This is a genomic window from Vibrio sp. R15-SG3-ISO1B (genome assembly GCF_059833835.1).
On sequence record NZ_JCBDGG010000043.1, the window covers coordinates 88,957 to 114,534 of the forward strand.

The 25,578-nt window shown below is 49.3% G+C and carries 21 protein-coding genes; 10 read left to right on the forward strand and 11 right to left on the reverse strand.

The features are described 5' to 3' along the window. Positions 1 to 54: 54 nt before the first annotated feature. Positions 55 to 2,235, forward strand: a complete 2,181-nt coding sequence (malQ, locus tag AC6R0S_RS12955) for a 4-alpha-glucanotransferase (protein ID WP_500626223.1) — start codon at positions 55 to 57, stop codon at positions 2,233 to 2,235. Positions 2,236 to 2,434: 199 nt separating this feature from the next. Further along, positions 2,435 to 4,618 carry a 1,4-alpha-glucan branching protein GlgB gene (gene glgB, locus AC6R0S_RS12960; protein WP_500638091.1) on the forward strand — a complete coding sequence of 728 codons (2,184 nt, stop codon included), beginning with the start codon at positions 2,435 to 2,437 and terminating at the stop codon, positions 4,616 to 4,618. 81 nt (positions 4,619 to 4,699) lie between these two features. On the opposite strand, the gene AC6R0S_RS12965 is transcribed toward glgB, so the two are convergent. Continuing rightward, positions 4,700 to 5,140, reverse strand: coding sequence for an acyl-CoA thioesterase (locus AC6R0S_RS12965; RefSeq protein WP_500626221.1), 441 nt, complete (start codon positions 5,138 to 5,140; stop codon positions 4,700 to 4,702). Between the two features lie 173 nt (positions 5,141 to 5,313). Here AC6R0S_RS12965 and AC6R0S_RS12970 point away from each other — a divergent pair, with 173 nt between their 5' ends. Next, the gene (locus tag AC6R0S_RS12970; RefSeq protein WP_500632403.1) at positions 5,314 to 6,078 is read left to right on the forward strand and encodes a ferredoxin--NADP reductase; all 765 of its coding nucleotides are present in this window, start codon (positions 5,314 to 5,316) and stop codon (positions 6,076 to 6,078) included. 101 nt (positions 6,079 to 6,179) lie between these two features. Here the strand turns inward: AC6R0S_RS12970 and AC6R0S_RS12975 are convergent, their stop codons facing one another. Beyond that, positions 6,180 to 7,613 (reverse strand): methyl-accepting chemotaxis protein, encoded by a 1,434-nt coding sequence (locus AC6R0S_RS12975; protein ID WP_500630245.1) that lies wholly within the window; start codon positions 7,611 to 7,613, stop codon positions 6,180 to 6,182. A 346-nt stretch (positions 7,614 to 7,959) separates the two neighbouring features. On the opposite strand from AC6R0S_RS12975, the gene AC6R0S_RS12980 reads away from it, so the two are divergent. Then, positions 7,960 to 8,415: a GNAT family N-acetyltransferase gene (locus AC6R0S_RS12980; RefSeq protein ID WP_500626218.1), complete on the forward strand. Its 456-nt coding sequence runs from the start codon at positions 7,960 to 7,962 to the stop codon at positions 8,413 to 8,415. Positions 8,416 to 8,460: 45 nt separating this feature from the next. On the opposite strand, the gene AC6R0S_RS12985 is transcribed toward AC6R0S_RS12980, so the two are convergent. After that, positions 8,461 to 9,366, reverse strand: coding sequence for a DMT family transporter (locus AC6R0S_RS12985; RefSeq protein WP_500630244.1), 906 nt, complete (start codon positions 9,364 to 9,366; stop codon positions 8,461 to 8,463). Between the two features lie 183 nt (positions 9,367 to 9,549). Between AC6R0S_RS12985 and AC6R0S_RS12990 the strand changes: the two genes are divergently transcribed. Then, the gene (locus tag AC6R0S_RS12990) at positions 9,550 to 9,906 is read left to right on the forward strand and encodes an acyl-CoA synthetase (protein WP_334552893.1); all 357 of its coding nucleotides are present in this window, start codon (positions 9,550 to 9,552) and stop codon (positions 9,904 to 9,906) included. 79 nt (positions 9,907 to 9,985) lie between these two features. Here the strand turns inward: AC6R0S_RS12990 and AC6R0S_RS12995 are convergent, their stop codons facing one another. The 6 genes from AC6R0S_RS12995 to deoD all read right to left on the reverse strand — a co-directional run bounded on the left by AC6R0S_RS12995 (position 9,986) and on the right by deoD (position 17,118). Continuing rightward, a complete protein-coding gene (locus tag AC6R0S_RS12995) occupies positions 9,986 to 11,116 on the reverse strand; it encodes an HlyD family secretion protein (protein ID WP_500638092.1) in 1,131 nt (376 codons plus the stop codon). After that, on the reverse strand, positions 11,116 to 11,490 hold the full coding sequence (locus tag AC6R0S_RS13000; protein ID WP_334552889.1) for a DUF3302 domain-containing protein: 375 nt from the start codon (positions 11,488 to 11,490) through the stop codon (positions 11,116 to 11,118). The genes AC6R0S_RS12995 and AC6R0S_RS13000 overlap by 1 nt, the downstream gene beginning before the upstream one ends. A gap of 205 nt (positions 11,491 to 11,695) precedes the next feature. Next, entirely contained in the window at positions 11,696 to 13,276 is a 1,581-nt protein-coding gene (locus tag AC6R0S_RS13005) for a diguanylate cyclase (protein ID WP_500638093.1), read from the reverse strand. 12 nt (positions 13,277 to 13,288) lie between these two features. Continuing rightward, on the reverse strand, positions 13,289 to 14,743 hold the full coding sequence (locus tag AC6R0S_RS13010) for a hypothetical protein (protein ID WP_500626215.1): 1,455 nt from the start codon (positions 14,741 to 14,743) through the stop codon (positions 13,289 to 13,291). 139 nt (positions 14,744 to 14,882) lie between these two features. Beyond that, positions 14,883 to 16,352, reverse strand: a complete 1,470-nt coding sequence (locus AC6R0S_RS13015; RefSeq protein ID WP_500638094.1) for a transposase — start codon at positions 16,350 to 16,352, stop codon at positions 14,883 to 14,885. A gap of 55 nt (positions 16,353 to 16,407) precedes the next feature. Next, positions 16,408 to 17,118 carry a purine-nucleoside phosphorylase gene (gene deoD / locus AC6R0S_RS13020; RefSeq protein ID WP_334552881.1) on the reverse strand — a complete coding sequence of 237 codons (711 nt, stop codon included), beginning with the start codon at positions 17,116 to 17,118 and terminating at the stop codon, positions 16,408 to 16,410. A gap of 355 nt (positions 17,119 to 17,473) precedes the next feature. On the opposite strand from deoD, the gene AC6R0S_RS13025 reads away from it, so the two are divergent. The 4 genes from AC6R0S_RS13025 to AC6R0S_RS13040 are packed head-to-tail and all read left to right on the forward strand — an operon-like array spanning position 17,474 to position 21,523. Next, positions 17,474 to 18,424: a YbgA family protein gene (locus AC6R0S_RS13025; protein ID WP_500626213.1), complete on the forward strand. Its 951-nt coding sequence runs from the start codon at positions 17,474 to 17,476 to the stop codon at positions 18,422 to 18,424. Continuing rightward, a complete protein-coding gene (locus tag AC6R0S_RS13030) occupies positions 18,414 to 19,205 on the forward strand; it encodes a MerR family transcriptional regulator (protein ID WP_500638095.1) in 792 nt (263 codons plus the stop codon). The genes AC6R0S_RS13025 and AC6R0S_RS13030 overlap by 11 nt, the downstream gene beginning before the upstream one ends. Next, positions 19,202 to 20,617, forward strand: coding sequence for a deoxyribodipyrimidine photo-lyase (gene phrB / locus AC6R0S_RS13035; RefSeq protein WP_500638096.1), 1,416 nt, complete (start codon positions 19,202 to 19,204; stop codon positions 20,615 to 20,617). The genes AC6R0S_RS13030 and phrB overlap by 4 nt, the downstream gene beginning before the upstream one ends. After that, positions 20,618 to 21,523, forward strand: coding sequence for a L,D-transpeptidase family protein (locus tag AC6R0S_RS13040; RefSeq protein ID WP_334552874.1), 906 nt, complete (start codon positions 20,618 to 20,620; stop codon positions 21,521 to 21,523). Positions 21,524 to 21,663: 140 nt separating this feature from the next. Here AC6R0S_RS13040 and AC6R0S_RS13045 read toward each other — a convergent pair whose 3' ends face one another. Further along, positions 21,664 to 21,912: an Lpp/OprI family alanine-zipper lipoprotein gene (locus tag AC6R0S_RS13045; protein WP_334552872.1), complete on the reverse strand. Its 249-nt coding sequence runs from the start codon at positions 21,910 to 21,912 to the stop codon at positions 21,664 to 21,666. 394 nt (positions 21,913 to 22,306) lie between these two features. Here AC6R0S_RS13045 and AC6R0S_RS13050 point away from each other — a divergent pair, with 394 nt between their 5' ends. Next, entirely contained in the window at positions 22,307 to 23,650 is a 1,344-nt protein-coding gene (locus AC6R0S_RS13050; RefSeq protein WP_500626249.1) for a DEAD/DEAH box helicase, read from the forward strand. 64 nt (positions 23,651 to 23,714) lie between these two features. Here AC6R0S_RS13050 and AC6R0S_RS13055 read toward each other — a convergent pair whose 3' ends face one another. After that, positions 23,715 to 25,358 (reverse strand): methyl-accepting chemotaxis protein, encoded by a 1,644-nt coding sequence (locus AC6R0S_RS13055; protein ID WP_500630238.1) that lies wholly within the window; start codon positions 25,356 to 25,358, stop codon positions 23,715 to 23,717. Positions 25,359 to 25,578: the final 220 nt, after the last annotated feature.

The following is a 25,578-nucleotide window of genomic DNA, read 5'->3' on the forward strand; positions in this document are numbered from 1 at the left end:
TAACGATTTAATAACCCTACATTTGAAGGTATAAGCAGTCCTTCGGAGAGAGCGATGAAACATCACAATGCATTAAAACAAGTCGCTGAAATGGCTAGAATTGCCGACAGCTACGTGAGCGCGTGGGGAGATGAGGCAAAAGTGGAAGAGGCCACCATTCTCCACTTACTAAACTCTTTAGGCTATGACACAACCAACGACGAGACTCTTCTTAAGTCCGCAGAGCGTAAACACAAGAAAGATGTGTTGGACCCTGTGACCGTGGTGCGCGATGGCGACCCATTTGAAGTGGCTTTGAATCTAGGCGCGAGCGCACGTGAAAGTGAGTTCAGTTGGCGTTTGGATACTGAGCAAGGAGAGGTACTTGAAGGCTATCTTCAATCGCAAATCGTGCGAGATGAGCGCAGCGAGGGTGGCCCTTTAGTGTTTGCCTTACCGAACGACTTAGCGTGGGGGTACCATAAACTCACGATTGTTCGTAAGCGTCGTAAAGCCCCGTATGAGGCAACCTTAATTGTGACGCCAAGCGCGTGTTACAAGCAAGATTCGATTTTGTCGGGCAAGAAGATGTGGGGCCCGAGTGTTCAACTCTACACACTGCGTACCCAACACAACTGGGGAATGGGTGACTTTGGCGATCTAAAACAGCTGGTGGCCGATATCGCCTCGCGCGGTGGTGATTTTGTGGGTCTTAACCCTATTCACTCCTTGTTCCCAGCCAACCCTGAGGGGGCAAGTCCTTACAGCCCGTCCTCTCGCCGCTGGTTGAACATCCTATACATCGATGTGAGCTCGGTGCCTGAGTTTGCGCTCAGTGTTGAGGCGCAGCAGCAAGTGGGCAGTGCTCAGTTCCAGCAACGCCTACAAAAAGCGCGCGAGTCTCACTGGGTAAACTACAGCGAAGTCGCGGAGCTCAAACTGAGCGTGTTACCGCTGCTGTTTGCGGAATTTAAAAAGCGCCATCTCGATAAGAACACCGAGCGCGCTCAGCAGTTCTTATCGTTTGTCGAAGAGGGTGGAGACAGCCTACTTCACCAAGCCGCGTTTGATGCCTTGCACAGTGAACTGCACGCCAAAGACAGTAACGTCTGGGGCTGGCCGGTGTTCCCTGAGCAGTATCGCCACTTTGATAACAGCGCGGTGCAAACCTTCATCAAGCAGAATCAAGACAAAGTCCATTTGTACATGTATCTGCAATGGGTCGCGGACACACAGATTAACGAAGCGCAGGCTCTAGCAGAAGAAAAAGGCATGTCGGTGGGGCTATACCGCGACTTGGCGGTTGGTGTGGCCGATTCAGGTGCAGAAACCTGGGCCGACAATGGCAACCTGATCTTAGATGCCAGCATTGGTGCGCCGCCGGATGTACTAGGGCCGCTTGGTCAAAACTGGGGCTTACCACCGCTCAACCCACAAGTGTTGCAAGCAACGGGGTATGACGCTTACGTTAAGCTTCTGCGTGCCAATATGAAGCATTGTGGCGCTCTGCGTATTGACCACGTGCTTGGATTGCTGCGTCTATGGTGGATCCCTAAGGGTGAGAACGCAACGAAAGGGGCGTACATCTACTACCCTGTCCAAGATATGTTGGCGATCCTTGCGCTCGAATCACATCGTCATCAATGCAGTGTGATTGGTGAAGACTTAGGTACGGTGCCGGACGAAATCGTTGAGTTGCTGCGCGATGCGGGCGTGCACTCATACAAAGTGTTCTTCTTCGAAACTTCAGAAGAGGATGGCGGCTTTATCTCACCTAAGCACTACGCTGAGCAGTCAATGTCTGCGTTGTGTACTCACGACATGCCGACGCTTCGCGGTTTCTGGCACTGTGATGATTTGAAACTGGGTAAAGAGTTGGGTTTGTATCCGAACGAAGCGCAGCTACAAGGTCTGTTTGCGGATCGTTTGGAGTGCAAACAAGGGATTTTAGACTCGGTCGCATGGCACGGTTATCTGCCTGAAGGCGTTGGTCGAGATGCGCAATACGTACCGATGGATTCTTACCTAGCCGAAGCGTTGCAACTGCATGTCGCTGCGGGTTCTTCGACTTTGCTCAGCGTGCAGCTGGAAGATTGGTTAGAGATGGATAAACCGGTTAACATTCCAGGAACCGTGAACGAATACCCGAACTGGCGTCGTAAATTATCAATGAATCTCGATGAAGTATTCGCCAATGATGGGGTAAACCGTATCGCTCGTAAACTTACGGAAGTACGTGCTAAGGTGAGTAAGTAAGGACTTGCTTAAGTTACGTAAAAAAGTATCGAATGCGTCACTCTATGTAAGGTAGCAATTCGGTAAACTTTCATTAAGCTATCTAAGCCCGCATTATTCCCGCGGGCTTTGTTTATATTAGTGGTACCCCCAGCTAATAATGGGATGATTGATACCAATGATACTTGCAGTCGGAAGGTTAGGTTAGGGAGAGAATAACTTGAAAAAAGTGACCAAGATTGACAAAAAAACACAAAAATATAACCAACTTTCTCACGCTCAATTTGCAGACCCATTTTCATTTTTAGGGCCCTTTGTTGAGGATAAAACGTCAAGTTTGCGCGTTTGGATGCCGGGAGCCGATAAAGTCGAGTTAGTGATTGATGGTGAACCGCGTATTGAGTTGCAGCGAGAAGAAGATTCAGGCTTTGTATTAACCGAGGCAAAAGATTTGCGCTTTACCCACTACCAACTGGTAGTCGATTGGCAGGGGATAGAGCAATGGGTGGATGATCCATACCAATATCACACCATTTACGCAGAATACGAAGAACTGCATACCCCTAAGCAGATGTATCACCACATGGGCGCGCAGTTTGTCACCCTAGAGCGTGACGGCAAGTCCATCTCAGGGACGCGTTTTCTTGTTTATGCACCGCACGCATCTGCGTGCAGTTTGGTCGGTGAGTTCAACCAGTGGGATGGCCGCCGTCATCCTATGCAGCGCTTAGATTACGGTATTTGGGGCTTGTTTGTGCCTAATCTACCTGAAGGCACTAGCTACAAGTTTGAACTCAAAGGGCCCAATGGCGAAGGCTTACCGCACAAAGCCGATCCGTGGGGCGCGTACGCAGAGCAATACCCCTCTTTTGCGTCCGTCACCTACGATCACTCTCGCTATCAGTGGCAAGACAGTGAGTGGCAGCAGCGCCCTGTCACGCAAAAACGCAATGAAGCGCTGTCATTTTATGAGTTGCATGCCGGTTCTTGGCGCCGAGATGACAACGGTGATTTCCTTAATTACCGAGAACTAGCCGATCAGCTAGTCCCTTACCTTGTTGATATGGGTTACACCCACGTTGAATTGATGCCCGTCTCCGAGCACCCATTCTATGGCTCTTGGGGTTATCAACCGGTCGGTCTATTTGCGCCAACCAGCCGTTTTGGCTCGCCCGATGATTTCAAATATTTTGTTGAGCAGTGTCACCTTGCAGGTCTAGGTGTGGTGCTTGACTGGGTGCCCGCCCATTTCCCTTCTGACGATCATGGTCTGGCGAATTTTGATGGTACGCCTCTTTACCATGATCCAGATCCGCGTCGCGGTTGGCACCAAGATTGGAACTCGTTCATTTACGATTTGGGTCGCGAGCATGTCCGTCGTTTCTTGGTCTCCAACGCCTTGTACTGGTTTGAGCAGTTCCATATTGATGGTATCCGCGTTGATGCGGTAGCCTCGATGCTTTACCTCGATTATTCGCGCAGTCACGATCAGTGGATTCCGAACGTCGATGGTGGCAACGAAAACTACGATGCTATCGCGACGCTGAAATGGATGAACGAAGAAGTCTACAAACACTTCCCGAACGCCATGACCATCGCGGAAGAGTCGACGGCGTTTCCGGGCGTCTCAGCACCGACCTTTATGGGGGGACTCGGCTTTGGTTTTAAGTGGAACATGGGTTGGATGCACGATTCGCTCTCTTACATTCAACAAGACCCTGTGCACCGCAAATACCATCACAACACCATTACCTTCCCGTTGATTTACGCGCACAGTGAAAACTACGTGCTGTCACTGTCTCACGACGAGGTCGTGTACGGCAAAGGTTCAATCCATAACAAAATGCCCGGTGATGAGTGGCAGCAAACCGCAAACCTGCGTGCCTACCTAGGCTACATGTACGGTCAGCCTGGAAAGAAACTCAACTTTATGGGCGCAGAGTTTGGTCAGACCGGTGAGTGGAATCATGATGATCAACTGCAATGGTTCTTGCTCGATTTTGAGCGCCATCAAGGAGTACAAGCTCTCACGCGTGACCTCAACTTGCTTTACAAGCATGAAGCGGCGATGCATGAGTGGGATTGTGAGCCAAAAGGATTTGAATGGCGCTTGCAAGATGCGGCGGACGCCTCCATTTTGGCGCACGAACGCTTAAGCGAAAACGGCGAGCGAATCTTGGTGGTGACGAACTTTACACCAGTGCCGCATGAGCGATTCCGTTTGGGCGTACCAATCAAGGGTGAGTATGCGTTGTTGCTCAACACCGACGATGATAAGTACCATGGAAGTGGTTTTGAGGTGAAAAGCAAAGTGAAGACAGAGAAGGTCAGCAGCGAAGGGTTGGATCACTCACTTCTTCTAAGTTTGCCGCCGCTTTCGACGGTGTTCTACAAACTGCAGTAACGTCGATAAACGGTGATTCGTTGAATTCACCGCCATTCCTGTTATTGATCTTGCCCGCCTTTATGGCGGGCTTTTTGCTGTTTATGGGGCGGGATGCGATTCTTGTGTGGCGAGAATCAACTGCGCAACATGACTTGGCAAGGTAGCCTTGGTGTTGTGTTTGAAGTCGAACATGACGCAGGTGGCGCGTCCGGTGGTGGTAATTTTACCCAGTTTTTTGCTCACGATTTGGTATTCCATCGTAAAGCGGTCTTGTTGGAGGTCGATGACGCGCGAGCCTACCAACAGTGTGTCCGGGTAAGTGACGGGCAGTTTATAGCGACACTGTGTCTCACTCAGTACGGGCCCAACCTGGGTTTTTTGGATGTTCACGAGCAAGTCAATCTTGGCAAAATACTCCAATCGCGCTGTTTCAAAGTAGCGAAAATAGACCGCATTGTTGACGTGTTGCAAGGCATCCATCTCTCCCCATGCGACGGGGATTTCAGTGATGACAGGAAAATCGTTCAACAGATCACTCATAGGGTTCTCTTAATTTTTATTGTGGATGGAGTAAATATTCTAGAACTTCAGCATCGGGTTGTTTTTATTTTGTTATTTATTTGTGATCTTAGATGGTTAAATCATGTTCCAGTTTTACTTCAAAGGTGTGAAAGAGTAAGTTAATGGAATGTTAACCAGAAGAGGTGCGTAGCATGGCGGTACTTGATGGTTTCAACTTAGCGCGATTAGAACGTCGGACTGACTGGACGCCGAACGTATTTAGCTTACGATTAACCGGCGCCCCCCTGACCTTCAAGGCTGGGCAGTTTACTAAATTGGGACTGCTTGATGACGAAGGCAACATGATTTCGCGCGCCTACTCATTGGTGAATGCACCGCTCAATACCAGTGATATGCTGGAGTTCTTAATCGTCGCGCATCCAGAAGGTAAACTGACGCCGAAACTGCAACAGCTGCAAACCGGTGATGGTGTCTACGTGGGCAAAGAGGCCTATGGCGACCTGACGTTTGACATCATACCCAAACAGGCTCAAAACCTTTGGCTGCTCTCGACAGGTACCGGCATTGGACCGTTTCTCTCTCTGTTGGATGACATGAATTTTCGCCCCAATTGTGATGAGATTGTGCTGGTTCATGCGGTCCGTCATGAGAAAGAGTTGGTCTATCGCTACTTGATTGATCAATTGGTACAGCAATACGAAGGGCGTCTGCGCTACTTGCCGGTCGTATCAAGAGACCCTGACACCACACATCTTAGCGGCCGAATTCCTCAATTGCTGCAAAGTGGTGCGCTGCTCCGCAGTGCGGATGTTTGTTTGGCGCCCGAACAGAGTTTTGTGATGCTGTGTGGTAATCCTGAAATGATTAAAGATACTCAACAAACGCTGGTGGAGATGGGGCTGAATAAGTATCGACGCGCCACGGGTGGCAACATCATCTTCGAGCGGTATTGGTAGCCACGCAGGTAAGTATAAACAGCAGAATAAGGATAAAGAAAGCCGAGCGGCAGAAAACTGCGCTCGGCTTTCGATGTTTAGGCAATGTAATACGCGAAGGTTTACTGCGTACGATACTGCTTGAGAATGCTTGCCAGTGATGACGACGCTTTGGTCAGGTTCGCGACGCCCATTGAGCTTTGCTCTGCGACACTACGAATGGTATTCGATTGGGTGCGAATATCACTGAGCTCTGAGGCGATGTCGTTCGCCACGGCGCTTTGCTCTTCTGCTGAGGTCGAGATCTGAATACTCATATCCATGAGAGAGCGGGCTGAGTCGGCGATGGATTGGACATCGCTGCCTAGTTCGGCAATCAAATCGCTGCTAGTTTTAGCTTGGGCAACGGTTTGCTCAGTAATATTGGCGATGTTGTGGCTTTCTGATTGCAGCTTCTCAATCATTGATTGAATTTCAACGGTCGCCGCTTGAGTACGACTGGCGAGTGTACGGACTTCATCGGCCACTACCGCAAAGCCGCGACCTTGTTCACCGGCACGCGCCGCTTCGATCGCCGCGTTGAGCGCGAGGAGGTTGGTCTGCTCAGAAATGGCATTGATGGTGGTGATCACCTCATTAATCTGTGTGGTGTTCTCATTCAGGCTAGATACAGAAGAAGACGCTTGCTCAATGTAGCTAGAAAGCTTGTCGATCTCTTGAATCGCAGACAAGACACGCTTGTGGCTGCCATCAATGTGTTGGGTATCGTTCTCAGTTTGCGACGTCGCCTGCTGTGAAATGTTTGACACCTCTTTCGCTGATGCCGTCATCTCTTCCATCGCGGTCGCCACCGAATCAAGTGAGGCATACTGGCTTGAAATTTGTGACTCGCTCAATTTCATCTCTTGCTCGAAGGAGGCAGAGGTTTCACTGAGAGTGGTCGCATTTTCTTTCACCGTTACCACGAGTTCAGTCAGGGTATCCATGGCTTTATCCAGCGCGCAGCCAATGGTACCGAATTCATCACGACCAGGGTGGAAGCCTAAGCGCGACGTTAAATCGCCTTCACCGATACGCTCGGTAGTGGTATAGAGCACCCAAAGCGCGCCACCAATAAACGTAGCGACCCAATAGCTGAACACCGCAAACGGGATGACCCAAAGGTAGCTCAATGCGAAACTGGTCAGTGCGGCAGATTTGCCTTGCTCAAGGCTTTGAGTGGCATTGACCGTCAGTTGATAGTGGCTGCCATCCGCGGCTCGCGCGGTGACCTTCACGACACCATTATTGAGGCTAGCAGGCGCCATCGAAGTCGATTTAGACACATTTTTCTGTGCACTAATGCTCTCAGGGGTGCCCGCAGCGAGTATCCCGGCCAATCTTTGCTCTGCGGCGTAGATGGCGTTGTGCTCTAGCGCGTCAATTGTCGCGTAGTAACGTCCACCTGCAATCGCAGTTAAGGCAACAAGAAAAATGGCGAAAATCGTCCACATCTTGTCGTTGATAGACATTTTGATGAAGAGCCTATCAATGGTTCTAAAATCAACTTCTTTCATTCGTGACTTCCTATTCTTGTTCGTCGCACGGTTTGCTCTGCTACTACCTAGCCACCCGGTGGTGAGTGGGTTACCACTGCATCGGCAAATCCATGTAAATAATAAGCAATGAACGTATATTTATGTGAGTATCATCGCGTATTTTTGAAAAATGTTTAGTGAACTTTTCGTTTATTGAGACTTGGATCCCTATTTATCACTGCAAGCAATTCATCACTGCGAGTGTTGGTCGATTGCGAACGATAGACGTCGTATATCTGGCTCTAAACTTGCTTTATCTGTGCTTATGCCGATAGGTCTTCGGCATCAGGATAAAAACACACGATTGAAGTGAGTAGGAACGTCAATGAAAATAATGATAGGTCAGTTGGAGCACGAATCGGTTATCACCTTGCTTGCCCAACATCTTGAGGATATGAACGCGACATCGCCGCCAGACAGCGTTCACGCATTGGATGTGAGCCGCTTGCGGTCGCCAGAAGTGACCTTTTGGACGGCTTGGCACGGAGACGTTTTACTCGGCTGTGCAGCATTGAAACAGCTTGATGACACACACGGTGAGCTGAAATCGATGCGCACGAGCGATCAAGCTCGCAAACAGGGCGTCGCGTCTCGTTTATTGGTGCACGTACTGGATTACTCGCGTGACATTGGGTTGCATCGCGTCAGTTTAGAGACTGGATCCATGGCGTTCTTTGAGCCCGCTCGCCGCTTATATGAGAAGTTTGGTTTTCACTATTGCGAACCGTTTGCTGAGTATACCCCCGATCCGAATAGCCGCTTTATGACTTTAACCCTATGATGTTATGTCTATGGGATAGGTGTCATGGCAACTTATGTCCCGCCGTCATTTGGCGGCGAGATCTTGATCTAAGGTCCTTTTTTTCAGCAAGGAGAGGGGTGAAAAATGAGTCACCAACATGGTGCCGCTTAGCACTAAACCAGTGCCGAGTAGGGTAGACCAGCCGACTGGCTCATCGAGAATCAACGCGCCCCACAAAATCCCGAATACCGGAATAAGAAAAGTAACCGAGAGGGCAGAGGTCGCACCCTCGTCGGCAACCAGGCGAAAGTAGAGTAGGTACGCCGCCCCAGTACAGACGACGCCTAACGCTACCACCGACACCATCTCAACTTCCGTCGGTGCCCCGCGCATCGGGATGAAAGGCAGCAAAGGTAGTATCCAGATCACCGCAGCCCACATGTTGCCATGTGCATTGTCGAAGGAGGCGACGTTTGGCGCCGATTTGGTGTAGTTGGTGGCGATCCCATAGCTGAACGCTGCCAATATTGCGGCCATAACGGGTAGACGCGCTTGTGTACCAATCTGAATTGTGTCAACGCCGACCAACACGGTTACGCCTAAGATGCCAAGTGCCATGCCTAGAACCACACGTTTGGTCAGCGGTGCTTTATGCCAGACCACACCAATAAGCGCGCCCCAAATGACAGCGGTTGAGTTGAGAACAGAAAGCGTCGATGCATTGAGCGTTTGTGCTGAATAGGCAAACAGTAGAAACGGTAACGCGGTATTAAACAGGCCAATGATCATAAAGTGATGAAAGTATTGGCGAAAGGGCAGAGAACGCTTGAGAGAATAAGAGACCAACAATAAGCTCAGCGCCGCAAAGCCGACGCGGCATTCAATCAAATAGGCGGGGCCAAACGTATTGGCCGCAATGCGCATAAAAAGAAATGAGCCACCCCAAATAGCAGCAAGCATCATTAGACGGATAAAACTGGCATAACTCATTGTCGATTCCTTCCATTGGTCAACTCAATGTGACGCAAGTGACTGAATAAGGCAATGAAATAGTGAATGCAGGTTCCGATTCTGGCCAATTCTATCGACACGGGAAGAAATACTATTAGGTGACGCGCTGCGGTTGCTATATGCTCAGAGCGTGATCGCAGTATGACAAAGAGACTCCCCACTATGAACCTCATCGTAAACATTCAAAAAGGCGTGAAAAAGCAAGGCTTTGAGATGGCCACTCGCCAAGCATGGAAATGTGGCGTGAAAGCAAACTTGGTTAAGCGAGTGATTGGTATTGCGAAGGGGCAGGTGGTGTGTGTGATTGAGGGCGTAAGACCGGAACTTTCGACGCCGTTAAACAATCCACTGCATGAAGAAGAAAAACAAGGCCGCTACGTGTTTGTCGGCGGCATAGTATGGGAACCCAATGATCTGTTGGCACCAGGCTTTCCAGAGTTTATGTTCATGCATCTTAGAAACAGCGGTAGTCGACATAAATACATGACAGACGATGAGCTATTTCTCAATATTGCCTAGCGATGTCTACACGTCGCTTTTAATGACGGACAGAGCAAAAAATTCAGGGGCCAATTGGCCCCTGAATCGTTATTGACGGTTAGTGATCGAGATAGAGGTAGTTTTGCCAACTCTTCATGCGAATCAAAACCTTCCGCATAATAGACACGTGCTCAAATCGATCTGAGTAGACCGCAACTTCGACAGCGGTACCCAGTGGCAGATGGTAATCCGATAAATCATCGGTAATACGCAGGGTGACAAACACACGGCCGCTGGTGCGCAGTGCATCTGTCCCTAGTAGGGCGCCACGCGCTTGGAACTGGCTTTCACCAATCGCTGGTAGCACATCCACCACTTCCCCTTTAAACACTTTGCCCGGTAAGGCGCGGAAGAGAAACTCGGCTTCGTATCCAGGCTCTAAACGTTGCAACGAGTTCTGGCGAAATGCCGCGGTGTAGATGATCTCTTCGGTATGGACAAACGTCATCACGGGCGCCAGCGGAAGCGGCACAGCCATGACCCCAGGGCGCAGAGCCAATTGAGTGGCAAAACCATCAGTTGGCGCACGCACGACCGTTTGCTCTAAGTTAAATTCGGCTTGGCGAAGTTCGGCCAACAAGCGCGCAACTGTGGTGTTCTCACCACCGATCTCTGAATCGAGCGAGATTTGAGCTTGCTGAACGTTTGCTTCGGCGGCAGCGACAGCAGCTTGTGCGGCTTTAAACGCTTGGCGACGGGTATCGAGTTGTTGCTCGGTGAACGCGCCTCTGTCAAACCCACGTTGATAACGGTTAAACTCGCGCTCCGCTTTATCTCGATCAGCAATGGCTCGTTCTCTGTCTGCCACGGCTTCTTGAAGATTGGATTCAAGACCCAATGCGTCTTGGCTCGCTTCTTTGATCTGCGCTTTTATCTTGTCGACTTCTGCTTGGTAAGGGATGGGATCAATGCGGAACAGGACATCCCCTTGTTTCAATGGCTCGTTTGGCTCTACTGGAACGTCAATGACTCGACCGCGTACACCGGAAACAATCGGCGTGCTAGAGAAAACTTGGTTACCAATTTGGGTAAACGGGTGGTTGTAGTTCATCAACAAGATCAAGGTGCCAATCAGTACCACGCCGCCTAATACCGCTGTCGGTACAGTCCACTTGTTCAACGGAATTTTGAAGACTTTGAAGATGGTAATACAAATGGCCGCGTAGGTTAATATCAGTAAGAGATCCATTAGCTACGCTCCTCATCCGTTGATGCGACTGGGTCAGATTGTTGTTTTTTCAGCTCAGCCACTTCTTTTTGCAGTTGACTGACTTGGTCGATCAGCGCATCGACGCGGTGGTGCATATCATGCTGTTCGGCTTCCAATTTCTGAAAACCCCAACCACGTTCTTTGCGCCACAGCGTGGCCCAAATCCATAGAAATGGCCACAACGCATGGAGTGTGAATAGGCTCACCCAACCCGCGTAGTGAATCGCATCTTGATGGGGATGTTCGCGCTCTTTGGCAATTTCGTAGGGAATGTCATGAATGACGATGATGCCGTAGAAAATCACTAAGGCAACAAAGACGAGTAGACCAAGTGCGAAGTAGTCTAAAAACATGGCAACGTCCTTATCTCTTTATTAATGAAAACAATCCATACAGGGTACTGTCAGTTATCTACAAAGTATAGAAATAAAAACAACAAATTAGATGCAAACTCGCTCACGATTATTAACATCAGAATATTCAGACAAAAAGAGCAGAGCAAGAGGATGGACTGCGCGAACAAGGCCGTGGTAGTGCCGCTATTCGCGCTGAAGAGAGTTATTCGGTGCAGACTTGGTTTCGGCCGTTGGCTTTAGCGCGGTAGAGCGCTTTATCAGCTCGGTAGAAGGTACGCTGCGTGTTTTCCCCTTCTCGGTGCAAAGTAATGCCGATACTGACGGTGAGGCCACGCTCTCCGAGGATTTCATGCCAGCCAAACTGGTAGATTTTTTCGCGGTAATTTTCGGCATGCAGGGCAGCTTGTTCAAGGGAAGCGTTTTCCAGAATCACCAAAAACTCCTCGCCACCAAATCGCACACAGGAGGCGCCACGAAACTTAAAGTAGGCCGCCAGTTCGTGAGACACATTGACGATCGCTTTGTCACCGACTAGGTGACTGAGCTCATCATTGATGGACTTAAAGTGATCGATATCGACGACTAACAGGGCAAAGGGGGTTTCGTGTAATAGCAGATCTTTCAGCTTAACGTCGAGCCAGCGACGGTTATGCAAGGAGGTGAGCGGATCGGTAAACACGTCTTGCTGAAGCTGAGCCACAGTGTGTTTTTGGCTCTCAGTGGTCTCTTTGAGCTCTCGATTCTCAAGCTCAGAGAGGATCAGTTTGAGCTGCAATTCAAAGCGTGACAATTTGCGCAGCTGACTCGCGCCCAACTCACCAATAGGGATTTTTTTCATCAAATCGCTTTCGATGCGATACGCGCGTTTTTGAAATTCGAGGGCGCGTTTAAAGTCGCCTTGCTGCTCGAAAACATGAGCCATCGAGTTGGATAGCTTAAGGTTTAATAACGGTGAGGGTTGACGCTCGATACGGCGATGCGCTTGGTGCAGTACCCAACTGGCCAAGTGGCCTTTGCCAAAGTCATTGAGGCAACAAGCAAGCTCGATTTTGATCATGGTAGAGAGCCAGGCGGAGTGAATGTTGCCCGCTGAGTATTGTACGTTGCCCAGTGATTTAAGCGCCAATTCTGCTTCGTCGCTTTGTCTATATAGCTTAGATTGATAGAGCAAAATCTGCCCCGCTAACACTTTGTCGCTGACCAAGATACTGAGCTCTTCACACTCTTTGATCAAATCGGTGGCCGCGGTGAGACGGTTAAGCTCGATATAGCAAGCCAGCATATAGAGCTTATAGCGCAATCGTAGCGAGCGACTTTGGATTGCATGGTCAATACTGTCGATTTTTTGGTAGTAGCGCAGCGCGCGATTGTGATCGCCATAGGCATCACACAGATTGCCCATCCCCAATACCGCGAGTACATACGCATCAATGTTACTGCTCTCTACTGCGATCGTTGTGGCACTGGCGTATTGGTTTAACGCGCCATAGTAATCGCCGTTTTCGACCAAACGCTCAGCCAAATTATTGCGCACTTCGAGCACCATCTCGGCATCTTTGGGCAGAGCGAGAAACTTCAGCGAGGTTTGCAGCTCATCAATACTCGCCTGCAATTGCTTGAGCTCGCTGCGGTATTCGGCGCTAATGAATAAGGCCTGGGCTTTTTCTTGGGGTGTGGTGGCGATATGTCGGCGAACGTGGTCCCAAAAAATTAGCGCTTCTTCGCCAGAGACGGAGGAGGGATCAAGGCCAGAATCTGAAATTTTATTGAGGAGTCTTTCCATGCTGTTTTCCTCCTACACGTTTTCTTCGAGCTGTTCTAGTGTGAACGGGAAGGAGAGAATGTCACTGAACACAACTTTTGGCAGCGATTGGCTCAATCCGCGTCGATGCCAAGGGTACATTTCTATCATTTTGGTGAGAACCTGAAAAACGCTGATGGCGTCACTGCCTTTTTCGGCAATCAATAAGCCAAGGCGTTGACTGCTCAAGCGAGACAACAAATCGCGGTTATTACACAGTGAATGGGCGATTTCGGCGCACACATCCAAATAGAGCGGATCGTCGTGCTGGATCATAATCACCGCGTGATTGGCGTGCTTCAACTCTGTCTTAAACAGCACCAATTGTTCCCACCAAAACGTCTCAGACACCATTTGTGTGAGGTGTTTTTCTGGGTCGTACTCGTGTTGACGTCTGATGCGGTTGATCAGTTTGCGCGCTCGTTGCTCTAGCTGACGCTTTGATGCGCGTGCTTTATCGTTTGATACGCGTGCGGTTTGCTCGCGCAGCATGTTAATGGAGTGGTCACGGTATTTTTTGAATGATGCGAGTGCCGCTTGATATTGACCGCTCTCTTCTGCGACGCGCGACTGCTGGAAACAGATTTGTGATAACAGCTCGCCATTATCAAACGACTTGGCGGACTGCTCAGCTTGAATCAGTAACTCTGTCGCTTTTTGTGGATTTTTTCGTAGTAGTTCGAGTCTCGCTCGGCTAATGTAGGAGTGAGACTTCATCCACACCAAATCGTGTTTCACCGCAAGATCGTGGGCTTTTCGCGTGGCTTCTTCTGCGTCTTCAATACGCTCAAGCCCCAGCAGCGCAAGTCCGCGGAAATCCCAAATCTCTGCCAGCCAGGTTTTGTCTTCGTGATCATAGAGTAAGTCTGATGCGCCATCCAAAACAGAAAGCATTTCAACGTAGTTGTTGAGTAGGTAGAGATCCCAAGCGAGCAAAATACGCGATTTGCCCTCAAGCCAAGCGATGCGATTATGGTTGGCCACCATGACCGCTAATTCGTGAGTACTTTGGGCAAGGCCGTACTCTTGGGTAATGCGCCAAATGTTGCCCAACCCAATCAAAGATTCGATTTGATACTCAATTTCATCCACCAGTGCGGACTGCTCAAGGCAGTTAATCCAGTATTGTTGAGCGGAGTAGTATTTGGCTTGGCCCCAATATTGGAGCGCATAGACGTGCAGAATTTCAGGAAGCAGGTCATCGGTATCGAGGGCGTTGTGTTTAGTGTGCGCCTCTTTGATGTAGCGAAGTCCTTTGCGGTAGTCCATCGATGCCCACGCGCATCGCGCCATTACGATGAGGCTTTTCACCTCGGCGGGTGGGTAGAGGATTTGGGCGGCGCGCGCTAAGCACTGCTCAGCGGAAGCGAAGACTTTGTCCGGATCGGATTCAATCTTACTTTTTAGCTGTTCAAGCTCAGTGTCGAGTAGGCGTTGGCTTTTTTCCAATGAGTCAATCCCTTACCGCTAAGTAAACCTATCAAACTTTAGTACTAAACCCCAGTATAATATGAACATTGACGGGTTTACGACTATCAAAAGCATCAAACATTCCACCTTTTACAGGGATGCGTCACACTTCTATTTATTATGAAAGCAGCTCACGCAGTGTCAAAGGGGATTGAGTCAATTCAAGCCGTTGCGCTGCGGTCATGCCTTGTTTGTCTTGGTAGCACAAATTATGCCACGCTCTAAAAATATCCAACATAGGCAGTAAGCCGCCCGGTCTGAGTTTGCGACGCGGCTCATTGATAAAACCGCTAAAGAGCGTTTGAAAGCGAGACTGGAAAAACGCTGTTTGACGAATGGAAGCCCTGCGCAGCCAGTAGTTAGGTCGATTATCTTGTCCTGCGAGATAGCAAATGCCCTTGGCGTATTGACCATCGGAAGTAATCGCCCAGCGATCGCGCCACCAACCCATGTGCACGATGTCGATTTTGTCCAAACTGTGGTTCAGAGACCACTGTGGATCTTCTTCCACATACATAAGGTCGATATTTTGACGCTGAATTCTAGGTAGGCATATGCTAAGTGCTGCAGATCGAAGCACTGGGTCTTGCGGTAGATAGATGGAAACTTGGCGGTCGCCCTGACACAAATCCAGCACATGTAAGAAATGGGCGTACGAGGTGTACGGTGCTCTGATTAATGCCCCTTTAGAAGGGTAATGGAAGACGGTGAGGTTGCCCATGGGGTCTTCCACATTGCCTCGCGCCAAAATGGTTTGGTACTGCTGGTCGATGCGCTCGCGAAGATCGCTCGGTGGCGTTGGCACGGGCAGGTTGGCCTCAGAGCAGTGATCGCGTGAGACAAAACGCGCAGGCGTTTGGTACGGGTCATGATCGATACCACCAACGGGTTCTTCATTGGCCGAGTAGTTGACGTGTTGGCACAAAATGTAGCCGCTGTGGGCTTCACCCGTGGCAAACCACAATACGCCGTTATTGCTTTTCGGTTGCAGGGTGACGTAGTGAGATGCGAGTTCGTAGTGTTTAGCGTGGTTGACCCAACGAGCGTCAATCATGGCAAGCTTGCGTCGGCAGCGGCTGGCGATATGGTCAACATGGTCATAAAAGGTTTTGGGGTTGATGGAAAGCTTGCGGCAGATTTCACGCACGGAATAACCCGTAAACAGTAACCCAAGCAGGTTTTCTTGAAATTGACGTTTTTTGTTCGCCCCTGACCACTTATCGACAAAGGTCGATTGGCACGCTTTGCAACGATAGCGTTGCCTATCACCACTGTAGCCAAACGCGTGGTAGAGGTGTTTATGTGTGTGGACCGAAAGGCCCATGTTGGGACAATCAGGTTGGCGACAAGCGGGCAGCCCATCGCTGTGTAGCTGGCGTAAACGTTGCAGTTCAGTCAGCACATCTAGATTGTTAAGTAAGGGGGGGAAAGCACCGCACTCCCGACATACCATCGCAGGTCGTTTAGGGTTAGCGTGCTGCACAACGTAACGATGCGCATCACTCAATCCAAAGTTGTCACACGCCAATGTTTTACAAAAATTGAGCTGTAACCCATCTGCTTCCTTTGGCAGTTTGCCAGTTGTCACTCTCTCCCCCTCGGGACTATCTGGGCAGCCAAGCGGTCACTTGGCTGCAATATCGTTACAGGTTGATGGCGGTTTCTAGCGCCACTTTCATCATGTCATTGAACGATTTTTGACGCTCTTCTGAGCTCAGCTTTTCACCACGGATGATGTGATCAGAGACAGTCAGAATGGTGAGCGCTTTTGCACCAAGGTCAGCGGCAACGCCGTAGATGCCTGCAGCTTCCATATCCACACCAAGGATGCCGAGTTTTTCCATCTTCTCGAAGATGTCTGCTTCTGGTGTATAGAAGAGATCCGCTGAGAATACGTTACCGACTTTTACTGGCACGTTTTGCGCGCGAGCTTGAGCAACGGCGGTTTCAAGAAGACCGAAGTCGGCAATGGCCGCGAAATCGTGATCGTTAAAACGGATTCGGTTGACTTTTGAGTCTGTGGAGGCGCCCATACCAATCACGACGTCCATCAATTTTACGTCGTCACGTACCGCGCCACAGCTACCGACACGAATCACGTTCTTCACTCCGAACTCGGCAATCAACTCATGAACGTAGATACAGCAAGATGGGATGCCCATGCCGTGACCCATCACCGACACTTTTTTGCCTTTGTAGGTGCCTGTGTAGCCAAACATGTTGCGAACGTCACAAACTTGTTTGACGTCATCAAGGAATGTCTCTGCGATGTATTTAGCGCGTAGCGGATCGCCTGGCATCAATACGGTTTCTGCAAAGTCGCCTGGCTGAGCATTAATGTGTGGGGTTGCCATAGTCATTACTCCAAATGGGTCAGTAATCGCTGAGCTGATTACCAATTATGTTGAACTTCAATTCTGTGTTGAGGCAATACTAGCCTTGTCAGCCATTGTTCCTTGAGAGGTTGCTCACAAAATAGGGTGTGCTATGACAATTTAGAGGTATTGATAACCAAATGTGTTGAAAGTGATTTGGCAATCGATTTGCAAAAACGTTTGCTTGGGGAGTGAACCAAAATGGTTGTGTTTGCGTAACATTGTACAAATAATTTTTTTGTACATGTTTCAAGTGCTGTGCTACTACTTATATGAGAAATTAAGTTATACAAGAAATTAAGTTGTACACATTTGATGGTGATGGGAGCTCAACATGGAAAAGCAAATTACGATCGGTATCAGTTCTTGTGTGCTGGGAGAAAAAGTCCGTTTCGACTCGGGTCATAAGATCAGCAAGTTTGTCACGAAAGAGTTGGCACCGTTTTTTGAATTTATGCCGATATGCCCTGAAGTGGGAATGGGGATGCCGGTTCCTAGGCCGACGATTCGATTGATGTCAAACGACGAGCGCATTGCGCTGGTGGAGACCAAAGATTCGAGTAAAGATCACACGGACGCCATGATTCGCTATTCCCAACAGAAGGTTGCCAGTTTAGTTGATGAAGAGCTATGCGGTTACATCGTTTGTGCTAAATCGCCCACCTGTGGAATGGAGCGCGTTAAAGTGTACCGTAAAGCTGGTGCGGAAAATATCGGGGTCGGACTGTATACACAGCAGTTGATGGAGCAGATGCCATGGCTACCCGTTGAGGAAGATGGACGGCTCAATGATCCTGTGTTGAAAGAGAACTTCATTACCCGCGTCTATACCCTACGTGATTTTTATGACTCAATGGGTGAGACGCCGACCCGTGGCAAAATCATCGCTTTCCACTCGCGTTACAAGTTGACCTTAATGGCTCATCACCCTGAAGCGTACAAAGAGCTTGGGCGCATGGTTGCCAACATCAAAGAGTACGACATCGAAGAGTTTTACCACTTGTACCGTACCGCGTTGATGCAAGCGGTGGCCAATCGCGCCAGTCGTAAAAACAACACCAACGTGCTGATGCACATCCAAGGTTACTTTAAGCGTCATCTCGACAAAGAACAAAAGTCTGAGCTGCGCCGAGTGATCGACGAATACCGTGTGGGTTTGCTGCCTTTGTTGGCTCCGCTAACGCTCATTAAACATTATCTATCCACTCATCCCGATGAATACTTGGCAAAGCAAAAGTTCCTGCAGCCCCACCCACAGGAGTTAAGACTGCGTTATGGTCTGTGAAAAAAATTGGTATGCGATTCGAGAGGTCTCGGATTTAACCGGCGTTAAGCCTGTGACGCTGCGAGCGTGGCAGCGTAGATACAACTTGATCCAACCGGAGCGCACTGAAAAAGGCCACAGACTCTACACGGATGAGCACATTGCACTCATCAATGAGATTCAAGGCTGGCTCGCGAAAGGGATTTCGATTGGTAAAGTGAAAGCCCTGCTCGGGTCTGATTTGCCAGATGAAGCGCTAGACGTCGGCAGTTTAGAGGCAGTAGAGGAGGTGCTTGAAGCGCTGACCAACCTCAACACCAAGCGTGCAGAGAGTGTGATTAATGGTGTGCTAAAAGAGTATCCTCTTGAGTTGGTTGAGCGTCAGTTCATCACGCCAACGCTCAATGCGCTCGCGCTAGTGAAACAAAGTCTGCGATCTTTGCATCTTGGTCTGTTTAATACCTTGATGGTCACTAAGCTCAACCAGATCATTGAGGCGGAAAACAAGGTGGCCCATCGCGGTAAATGTTTGGCAATCAATCTCGATGCGGCGCGCGATATTCACACTCAACTGTGGGCCCTGAGTCTGGTCAGTCAAGGCTATCGAGTCTTGATGATTGATGGCGTCGAGGATCTGTCGGGGCTGTTAGAGCACACCGCCGTTCACCGCTTTGAACAACTGGCGTTTTACAGTGCCACGAAACCGAGTGAATCTCAGCTTAGTGTGATCAAAGAGTTAGAAGCGCAGCATGGGCAAGTCTCGCTGTCAGAAATGATCGAATTGGTAAGGAGAAGGTTTTGAATATTGTTTGGTTTCGCCGTGATTTACGTGTTGAAGACAATCACGCATTAGTGAGCGCCGTGAATCGAGGTCAACCGGTCGTGGCGTTATACATCGCAACGCCCGGTACCTGGCAAACCCACGATCATAGTCCAAGGCAAGCGGATCTCATCTACCGTCGCTTGCACGAGTTAAAGACGGAATTAGCCGAACTCGACATCCCGCTTTATTACGCGCAAGTTGAGACCTTCGCAGACAGCGCAGCGCTGGTGGCTGAGTTGGCACTGCAAGCCAAAGCAACGGGTCTGTATCTAAATAATGAGTATGAACTGAATGAACGTCGCCGCGATGAAGCGCTGGAGGAGGCGTTGAGTTCGAGTTCTGTGGAGGTGCATCGCTTTGATGACAAGTGTATTTTTCCGCCGGGCTCAGTGCGCAACAAGCAAGGCGACTATTTCAAAGTCTTCACCCCTTACAAGCGCGCTTATTTAAGTAAACTCTATAGTGAAGGATTTCACATCCAGACCTTCAAGACTCATCCGTGTGCAGGGGCGATGGAACACCAAGATGTCGCCTTGTTGGATGAGGCGAGTCCGTTCAGTTACCCGCGTGAATCGAGCGAGCGATACAGTGTCAAGACTCGAGACATCATCGCTACCTTGAGAGAGTTTGTGCAGAGCAAAGCGGATGAGTATGGTGACAAGCGGGATTTCCCAGCCTTGGATAATACCAGCCAGCTGTCGCCGTATCTGGCGATTGGGGCGCTGTCGGTGCGTCAATGCATGGCGCGCTTAATGTATCAGCAAACGCTGCCACTCAGTGGTGGGCGAGAAGTGTGGCAAAGCGAGCTCGTATGGCGAGAGTTCTATCAGCATTTGCTCCACTTTGAACCCAAACTGTCGAGAGGGGAGAGTTTCAATGCTTGGGGAGAGGAGCTGAGGTGGCAAAATAACCCAAAACACATTGAGGCTTGGAAGCGCGGTGAGACAGGCTATCCTATTGTCGATGCGGCGATGAGGCAACTGAACGAAACGGGCTGGATGCACAATCGACTGCGCATGGTTGTGGCGAGCTTTTTGGTTAAAGATCTGCACGTCGATTGGCGTATTGGCGAGCGCTATTTTATGCGTCAACTGATTGATGGTGATTACGCCGCAAACAACGGTGGATGGCAGTGGTGTGCGTCAACGGGGTGTGATGGTCAGCCTTACTTTCGTATTTTCAACCCGACTTCTCAAGGTGAGCGCTTTGATGCTCGTGGCGCGTTTATTCGCCGCTGGGTCCCAGAGCTGAGTTCAGTGCCAGACAAACACATCCATACACCTTGGTCTGATCCGGGGTTAAATTGTCGTCAATATCCTCAACCAATAGTTGATCATAAGAGCGCAAGAGCGATAACCTTAGAGATCTACAAAGAAGCAAAGGGAAACTAAATGCTGCGTAAATGGGTGTCTTTGTGTGCACTGGTCACGCCCTGGTTTGCGTTTTCTGCGACCTACGAATTACCCGGTGAAGAGAGTCGTCTTGTTGGGCGTACTCAGTATCACCAAGTGGTTGAAGGTGAAACACTGGCGGAAATTGCTAAACGTTATGATGTTGGTTTTCTCTCCTTGATGGCCGCGAATAAAGGGGTCGACCCCTTTTTGCCCGCCGCTGACCATGTGTTGACAATTCCAACGCAAGTGATCTTGCCCAATGTCGAGAGACAGGGCGTAGTGATCAATCTAGCGGAGCTGAGGTTGTACTATTTCGAACCTGAAAAAGGCGTGGTGCACATCTTCCCGGTTGGGATTGGCCGTATCGGCCGAGATACTCCCACTATGACGACCAGCATTAGCCAAAAGCGCGCCAACCCAACTTGGACGCCGCCGGCTTCCATTCGTAAAGAGTATTTGGCGAAGGGGATTGAGTTGCCGCCTGTGGTGTCCGCAGGCCCTGAAAACCCGCTTGGTGAGTACGCGCTCCGCTTGGCCTATGGTGTCGGAGACTATCTGATCCACGGAACCAACAAAGACTTTGGCATCGGTCTACGTGTTAGTGCTGGCTGTATTCGAATGGAGCCCAAAGATATTGAGTGGCTTTTCTCTCAAGTCAATGTGGGCACTAAGGTGCAAGTCATCAATGACCCAGTGAAAGTGGCGTTGGAGCCAGACAGAAGCGTCTTTATTGAAGCGCATGAGCCCCTGACACGAAGTGATGGCAGCAAGACGTTGCTGACTATTCCGCAAGAGCTCACTTGGTGGCTCGATGAGTTTCAGCATTCTGATTCCAAAGCGAAAGCAGCGATCCTTGCGCAAAATGGTGTGCCGGTAGAAATCGTCGCGCCAGATTATTTGTAGGTAATGAGTTGCTTATCGAGAATGAACGGTAGCTAGAATGGTCAGCGTGAGTGCAGGATTTTCAACGTACTGATACGCTCAACGATGAGAAAAGAGAAAGGGTCTGCATATGCAGACCCTTTCTTTAAAACTTGACTGAATTACTTAGTGTAAGACTGAGCAATGTTGTCGATGCGTTCGTTTGCACGAGCGGCTTCTTCTTGCGCTGCCATTGCTGCGTCGCCTGACTTACGAACGTCTGCTTGCAGTGCTGAAACGTCTTGGCTTAGCTGGCTAACTTGATTGCTTAGCTCGTCCAGTTTCGCTGTTGTTGCTTCGTCTGGACCAGAAGCACAACCTGCTAGTAGAAGAACAGAAGAGGCTGCAGCTGCGATCAACATTTTGTTCATATTAGAACTCCTTGCTTATATGAGTATCATTTAGATTGCCCTATACATTCTTCATCATATAGTGACATTCCACAGTGTAGTGCTAAATATTAACTTCCAAAAGTAGAGAAAAGTCAAAAAAACCCAAGAATTTAGGTAATTATCGAATTTGTTGACGAATGTCTCATTCGTGAGAGTAAATAATGCAAGTGAAGTCAATAATGAGCATCTATCAATAGTAGGGCTGCTGAAACTCATCCAGTGAGAAAGTACGCTTGCGATTGAGAGTCAAGAGGCTTTGATCGATATTTTGACCATACTCTACCCATCACCGTCTATTCTAGGTATCATGTACCGTTTTGATTTCGTCGCTCGATGTAGCGGGCGTCACTGTTTACCGTTCAATGTGGATTTATTGGAGACAACATTGCAGTTCAAAGATTTAGGTTTAGATAATCGCTTATTAAAAAACTTGAACCATTTTAATTTTACCAAGGCGACTGACATTCAAAAGCAAGCGATCCCCGTGGCGATTGCTGGTAAGGATTTACTCGCCTCCTCGAAGACTGGTTCAGGAAAGACACTGGCGTTTGTTCTGCCGATTTTGCACAAGTCTCTAAAAAATAAATCGTTTTCCGCCAAAGACCCACGCGCATTGATTCTAGCGCCGACCCGTGAATTGGCGAAGCAGGTGTACGGTGAATTGCGTTCTATGTTGGGCGGTTTAACGTACGACGCCACCCTGATTTTAGGCGGTGAAAACTTTAACGACCAAGTCAAAGCGCTTAAGCGCTACCCTAAATTCATTGTGGCGACACCAGGGCGTTTAGCCGACCACTTGCAACACAAATCCTTGTTCCTTGATGGCTTGGAAACCTTGGTACTGGATGAAGCGGATCGTATGTTGGACTTGGGTTTCGCGCCTGAGCTACGTCGTATCCACAATGCAGCCAAGCATCGTCGTCGTCAAACCTTGATGTTCTCGGCCACGTTAGATCACGCAGAAGTCAACAACATCGCTTTTGAAATGCTTAATGCGCCTAAGCGGATCGCTGTAGGCGTGGCCAATGAAGAGCACAAGGACATCACACAGAAGTTCTACCTGTGTGACCATCTTGATCATAAAGAAGCGATTTTAGATCGCATTCTTGAAGAGGCGCAGTACAAGCAGCTGATCATCTTCACTGCAACACGTGTCGACACTGAGCGTTTGACTGACAAGCTGAACGAGCGCAAGCTCAAAGCGGTAGCGCTGAGCGGGAATCTGAATCAAACTCAACGCAACACCATCATGAGTCAGTTTGAACGTGCCGTGTTTAAGATTCTAGTGACCACCGATGTGGCGTCACGTGGTCTTGATATTGCCAACGTGACCCACGTGGTCAACTTTGATATGCCTAAGCATACTGAAGAGTATGTGCACCGAGTGGGCCGCACGGGTCGAGCGGGTAACAAGGGTGATGCCATTTCGCTAGTAGGACCAAAAGATTGGGACAGCTTTAAGCGTGTGGAAGCTTATCTGCAGCAAGACATTGCCTTTTCTGAGCTGGAAGGTTTGAAAGGCAAGTTCAAAGGTTTGAAGCCGCGTAAGCCCGATTTTCGTAACAAACCCAAACCGAACAAGAAAGCCACCACGACTAAGAAAAAGGCGTCAACTAAGCCTGTTAAGCGTGATAAAGGTTTCTACCAAAACGTGGCGGTGGGCGATTCAGTGTTTATTCCTAAGAAGAAAGTCGCGCCGAGTAGCGACGACGAATAATCTTAGCGAAAACGCACAAAATAATTAGGGACTGCCGAGGCAGTCCCTTTGTCTATCTCACGCTTTAGACTTTAAAGAATCCAAGCTGCTGCTTTTGATTTTCAGCCAGTGCCGAGAGCTCTTGGCTGGCGGCGGCGGCTTGAGTGATACCAGTGACGTTTTGGCTCACTAACTCATAGATGTTGCTGAGGTTGTTGTTGACGTCCGAGGTAACTTGCCCTTGCTCTTCAGACGCGATAGCGACTTGAGCGTTAATGCTCGACAGGTCGGAAATCGATGTGGAAATATCACGCAGCGAGACACTGACCAACTTTGCTTGCTCTTGACTGCGAGTGATCATCTCAAGGCTTGAATTCACGCTGTCATTGGCACTGCCCGACTGTTTTTGCAACTCTTCGATAATAGTCTGGATCTCTTTTGTCGACTCCTGTGTGCGTGCAGCCAGCATGCGAACTTCATCGGCGACTACAGCAAAACCACGACCACTTTCACCTGCACGCGCCGCTTCAATCGCTGCGTTTAGGGCAAGCAAGTTGGTTTGCTCAGAAATACTCTCAATCACTTCAATCACTTTGCCAATTTGCTCAGATTGATCTTTGAGCGAGTGAACCACTTGCGCCGCATCCGATAGTTGACGCGCCATTTTCTCGCTCTCGCGGGTATTCTCATCAAAGACTGCCAAACTCTCTTTTGCCAGTTTATCTGCTTTCAGCGCGGCAGAGTCGGCCAGATTGGCGTTTTGGGTCACTTCCGTTGCCGTGCCTTCCATCTGGTTGATCGCTGACGCCACTTGTTCCACTTCGTTCTTCTCTTGGTCGGAGTTGACGCTCGATTGTGTCATCACCGCCGCTAACTCCGTCGAGGCGGACGCGACATCCACGCTGATTCGAACCAATGAGTCGACGGTTTGCTGGAGTTTGCTCACGGTACTGTTGAAGTCTTTAGAGAGTGCAGTGATCTCGTTGTTGCCTTCTTCTTGCACGCTAACGAGTAGATTGCCGTGCGCCAATTGTGTCATGGCTTGTTGTAGGCGCTGAATCGGCGTGACGATGATTCCGGCCAGCAACCAACTTAATATCAACGCGATGGCGAGCACAGCGACAAGACCGATGATACTGCTGTTCATCACCGAAGAGTGGGTTGCCTCACTGCGATGCAAGTCATCCAATGCCAGTTCATTGAGCTTGGTGGAGAGATGGTCAATGGCTGATACCATCTCTTGCCCGGCCTGGCGGTAGACTGCCGAAGCTTGCTCAAAACGTTGGTTAAACGCCGCACTGGATTGGGTCTGTTGATGTTTCTGATTGAGGAGCGGCACCATAGTGTTGATGGAGTAGCGAACGTAGTGCTCGATGGCCTCTTTCATAGCCGAGACTTCTTTTTGCAAGCCCTCTACAGTATTGAGTGAGTCCAGCAGACGTTGATTTTCGCTCTGTTTTTCTAACAAGGTGCTGGCGAGTCCATCAACATCTTCTGCGCGAAACAAGCTGTAGATAGCTTTGATGCGCATACCGTAGGTATTGTCGATAATGTCAGTGAGTTCTTCTTTGTGATTGACGAGATGTTCAGTGGAGCTTTTGACGGTGCCAAACGCGTGAGTCAGGCTATTTGAGCTGTAAGTGATGCCTGCGATGAGCAAGATCAGAGTGAATATCACAGGTACAACAACTTGTACCTTGATAGAAAGGTTACTGAGTAACTGGCGCATTAGTGGTCCTCTACATACGAAACTGAATAAGATCTATTATTTTTATAGTTAAGGAGAATGATTCTAATTTGTCTCTGATTTATTTCAATAATCAAATTTATCTTACATAGATAAGTTTGACCCCACGTTATGCAACTTATATTTACATTAATATCAGATGGTTAATTCTTGCCCACTAGATTGGTGATAAAGACAAGGGCACACCGAGAGCGGATAAAGT

Excerpts from the sequence above, each read along its gene's own strand:
- AC6R0S_RS12965 (WP_500626221.1), bottom strand. The coding sequence starts at position 5,140 with ATGAGTGATCTGTTGAACGATTTTCCTGTCATCACTGAAATCCCCGTC.
- deoD (WP_334552881.1), bottom strand. The coding sequence starts at position 17,118 with ATGGCAACCCCACACATTAATGCTCAGCCAGGCGACTTTGCAGAAACC.
- AC6R0S_RS13055 (WP_500630238.1), bottom strand. The coding sequence starts at position 25,358 with ATGCGCCAGTTACTCAGTAACCTTTCTATCAAGGTACAAGTTGTTGTA.
- AC6R0S_RS12980 (WP_500626218.1), top strand. The coding sequence starts at position 7,960 with ATGAAAATAATGATAGGTCAGTTGGAGCACGAATCGGTTATCACCTTG.
- malQ (WP_500626223.1), top strand. The coding sequence starts at position 55 with ATGAAACATCACAATGCATTAAAACAAGTCGCTGAAATGGCTAGAATT.
- AC6R0S_RS13045 (WP_334552872.1), bottom strand. The coding sequence starts at position 21,912 with ATGAACAAAATGTTGATCGCAGCTGCAGCCTCTTCTGTTCTTCTACTA.
- AC6R0S_RS13000 (WP_334552889.1), bottom strand. The coding sequence starts at position 11,490 with ATGTTTTTAGACTACTTCGCACTTGGTCTACTCGTCTTTGTTGCCTTA.
- AC6R0S_RS13030 (WP_500638095.1), top strand. The coding sequence starts at position 18,414 with ATGGTCTGTGAAAAAAATTGGTATGCGATTCGAGAGGTCTCGGATTTA.
- AC6R0S_RS13025 (WP_500626213.1), top strand. The coding sequence starts at position 17,474 with ATGGAAAAGCAAATTACGATCGGTATCAGTTCTTGTGTGCTGGGAGAA.
- AC6R0S_RS12995 (WP_500638092.1), bottom strand. The coding sequence starts at position 11,116 with ATGGATCTCTTACTGATATTAACCTACGCGGCCATTTGTATTACCATC.
- AC6R0S_RS13005 (WP_500638093.1), bottom strand. The coding sequence starts at position 13,276 with ATGGAAAGACTCCTCAATAAAATTTCAGATTCTGGCCTTGATCCCTCC.
- AC6R0S_RS13040 (WP_334552874.1), top strand. The coding sequence starts at position 20,618 with ATGCTGCGTAAATGGGTGTCTTTGTGTGCACTGGTCACGCCCTGGTTT.
- AC6R0S_RS12975 (WP_500630245.1), bottom strand. The coding sequence starts at position 7,613 with ATGAAAGAAGTTGATTTTAGAACCATTGATAGGCTCTTCATCAAAATG.
- AC6R0S_RS12990 (WP_334552893.1), top strand. The coding sequence starts at position 9,550 with ATGAACCTCATCGTAAACATTCAAAAAGGCGTGAAAAAGCAAGGCTTT.
- AC6R0S_RS12970 (WP_500632403.1), top strand. The coding sequence starts at position 5,314 with ATGGCGGTACTTGATGGTTTCAACTTAGCGCGATTAGAACGTCGGACT.
- AC6R0S_RS12985 (WP_500630244.1), bottom strand. The coding sequence starts at position 9,366 with ATGAGTTATGCCAGTTTTATCCGTCTAATGATGCTTGCTGCTATTTGG.